This window comes from Desulfuromonadales bacterium (assembly GCA_035620395.1).
GTDB lineage: Bacteria > Desulfobacterota > Desulfuromonadia > Desulfuromonadales > DASPGW01 > DASPGW01.
The window spans coordinates 1-2,352 of sequence record DASPGW010000077.1; the positions used below are offsets into that span (position 1 = coordinate 1).

Below are 2,352 nucleotides of genomic sequence, written 5' to 3' on the forward strand. Positions count from 1 at the left end.
CTGCTGCTGACGCTGTCCGCGCATTTCTCCCTGCTCGGGGTGTTGCTGGGTGCGACGTCGGCGGCCCTCATCCTCGATACCTTCGGCCGGCTTGACCGCCGCCGGCACTGGCGGGCATTGGCCGTCGAACTCGTGGTCAGAACCATGCCCGGCCGGGGGACGGCCCTGCTGCTGACGCTGACGGCTGCCCTGCTCCTCCTCGGCGTGCAACTCGGTTATCCGCCGCTGGTTGCCGCCGGAGTCTTCTGGGGCTTGACGCTGGCGCCCCTCTTCCTCGGCCTCGTTGCGCTGACCGTTTACCGGCGGCTGCTGCCGCATGAGGAGAGTGGCCTGATGCTCGCTTCAGGCCTCGGCGCAGCGGGTGTTCTGCTCGGGCTGCTCTCCTGCTTTCTGCTCTGCTGCGGGGCCGGCCTGCTGGTGTTGCCCGAAAAATGGCCCTTTCTTGCCGCCGATCCACGGCTGCTGCTCTCCTGGGTCGGAACCGCGAGGTATCTGGAATTCACCTGCCTCTCCCTGGTGGCGACCGGGATCCTGATTCTTTTGCCGGTCCGGTCGCCGGTGGCCGGCGACGGGAAGACGGCCGAGTACATCCGCTTCCGGCGCCGGATCGGCGCCGGCCTCGCCCTGGTATTCCTGCTCGGTTGGCCCTGCGCCCTGTTGCTGGGGCTGGTCAACCTGCCGACCATTGCCCTGTCAGGGGCGGTTCTCGCCGTCTCGGGGGCGGCGCTGGCGATGGCCGCCGGTCTCGCCCTGCAGTTGCTCGGTGTCCTGGAACGTCCCGAGGGACGCTCCGGCCGGCCGATCCTCTTGCTGTTTCTAATCCTGTTCGTGCTATGGCTGCTCGGCGATCACCTGGCGCGGGAAAGCGCCCTCAGCGAAGAGAGCCTGCCCGGCCTGGCCGCCGTGGTCGTCTCGCCCATGGCGCCGGCGGCGGGCGAGGTGGGCGAGAAGGAAGATGCGGCGGAGGGCAAGGCCGTATTCGAGCGGGTCTGCACAACATGCCACCGCTTCGACGAAAAGCTCGTCGGCCCCCCCCTCGTGTCCGTGGTGCCGAAGTATCGGGGGCAGACCGAGGAGCTCAAGACCTTCATCCGCAACCCGGTGAAAAAGGATCCCGCCTATCCCGCCATGCCGAAGCTGCAGTTGAGTGAGGCGGAAATCGACGCGGTGGCGCGCTATCTGCTGGAAAGGGTCGCGCCATGAGGCTGCTCGCCCGACTCTTCCTGTCCGGCTACTTCGGGACATTCCTGCTGGCAGTGGCGGCCCTGGCGTATTACCAGGCCCATTACCGCCGGCCGCCGGCGCAGCCGATCGCCTTTCCTCACACCGTCCATGCCGGCCGACTCGGCCTTGACTGTCTCTTCTGCCACGAATTCGCCGACCGCTCCCCCCAGGCCGGTGTGCCGCCGGTGGAAAAGTGCATGTCCTGCCATCGGTCGATCGCCCTCGAAAGCCCCGAGGTGCAGAAGCTGCACCGGCATCAGGAGCAAGGGGAGCCGATCGCCTGGAACCGGGTGCACGTTTTGCCGGCCCACGTCCATTTCACCCACAAACGGCACATCAAGGCGGGAGTCGACTGCGCGGTCTGCCATGGCGGAATTAAAGTGATGCCCCTGGTGCGGCAGGTGCGCCCCCTGACGATGGGATGGTGCGTCACCTGCCATCGGGCCATGGGGGCTTCGACGGATTGCGCGACCTGTCATCAGTGAGGGGCGGGGACGAGGCAAAAGGCCCGAGGCGAGAGGCGAGAGGCGAGAGACTATGTCCCGGTTGAAAGTCGGGTGTGACGTAGACAGGAGATCTAACGTGCAATCTGTTTTGCATTTATACCCGGAGGCCTCGGCCCTCGGGCCTCGGGCCTGACCTATGGACCGTCGTGAATTCATGCAACGGCTCGGCCTCTTCTCCGGCACGACGCTCCTCTCTGCCTGCGGCTCGGAGCGTGAGCAGAAGAAGCTGATCTCCTATCTGGTGCCGCCGGAAGACGGGGTCACACCCGGCGAGGCGCTCTGGTATCCTGCCACCTGCACCGAATGCCCGGCCGGCTGCGGCCTGCAGGTTCGGGTGCGGGAGGGCCGGCCGGTGAAGGCCGAAGGGATACCCGGCCATCCGGTCAGCGGCGGCGGTCTCTGCATGCGCGGTCAGGCGTCTCTCTGGCGGCTCTATCACCCCGAGCGGCTTGCTGCGCCACTGTTGCGGGATGCAGAGGGAGTGTTGCGGCCGATCTCCTGGGACGAAGCCTTCGGGACGATTCAGACCGCCCTGGCCCGGAGCCGGGAACAGGGGCGGCGCAGCGTCTATCTCGCCGGCCGCACCACCGGTTCCCTGGCCTCCCTGATCGAGGCATCCTGC

3 protein-coding genes are annotated in these 2,352 nt (G+C 67.1%); all 3 read left to right on the forward strand.

What is annotated here, in order from left to right; all coding sequences use genetic code 11:
- Positions 1-1,203: cytochrome c (locus VD811_04545; GenBank protein HXV20249.1), on the forward strand; the 1,203-nt coding region annotated here is incomplete at its 5' end.
- Complete coding sequence (locus VD811_04550) at positions 1,200-1,709, forward strand: cytochrome c3 family protein (GenBank protein ID HXV20250.1); 510 nt, start codon at positions 1,200-1,202, stop codon at positions 1,707-1,709. The genes VD811_04545 and VD811_04550, both read left to right, overlap by 4 nt.
- A gap of 175 nt (positions 1,710-1,884) precedes the next feature.
- On the forward strand, positions 1,885-2,352 hold a 468-nt coding region (locus tag VD811_04555), incomplete at its 3' end, for a molybdopterin-dependent oxidoreductase (GenBank protein HXV20251.1).

Coding starts and splice junctions, on each gene's coding strand:
- VD811_04550 (HXV20250.1), top strand. CDS start 1,200: ATGAGGCTGCTCGCCCGACTCTTCCTGTCCGGCTACTTCGGGACATTC.